This window comes from Paraburkholderia fungorum (assembly GCF_046026025.1).
In the GTDB taxonomy this organism is placed as follows: domain Bacteria; phylum Pseudomonadota; class Gammaproteobacteria; order Burkholderiales; family Burkholderiaceae; genus Paraburkholderia; species Paraburkholderia fungorum_E.
The window spans coordinates 1-542 of the sequence record NZ_JAQQFL010000108.1 but is presented as its reverse complement, the minus strand read 5'-3'; the positions used below and the strand labels follow the sequence as shown (position 1 = coordinate 542).

Annotated in this window: 1 protein-coding gene; it reads left to right on the top strand. The window is 65.3% G+C overall.

Going from position 1 to position 542, the window contains the following annotated elements; genetic code table 11:
* Positions 1-542, top strand: a 542-nt coding sequence (locus PQR67_RS38215) for an AMP-binding protein (protein ID WP_408467958.1), incomplete at both ends; no start/stop codon positions are given.

Genomic DNA, 542 nt, shown 5'->3' with positions numbered 1-542 from the left:
GGGCGATGGCGCAGTTCGAGCTGACGCTGAACACGACGGAGGGGTCGGACGGGACGATGTCGGCGAGTTTCGTGTACGCCCGCGAGCTGTTCGATGCGCAAACGGTCGAGCGGCTGGCGGAGCACTACGTGGCGTCGCTGAACGCGCTCGTGTCCGGTCGGGTGTCGACGGTTGCGGACGTCGAATTGATGAACGACGCAGAGCGCGCGGGTCTGTTCGATTTCAGCCGCAGCGATGCGGACTATGGTGAGGCGTTGCCGGTGCACCGCGTCATCGAGGCGCAGGTTCGCAGGACGCCGGATGCGCAGGCCGTGCTGTTTGGCGATACGGCGCTGACGTACGCCGAACTGAATGTACGTGCGAATCAACTGGCGCACCGGTTGTCGGCGCAGGGTGTGGGTCCGGATGTGCGCGTTGGGATTGCAGTCGAACGGTCGGTCGAGATGGTGGTGGGCCTGCTCGCGATCATGAAGGCGGGGGGCGCCTATGTGCCGTTCGATCCGTCGTATCCGGCTGCGCGACTCGCGTACATGATGGCCGAC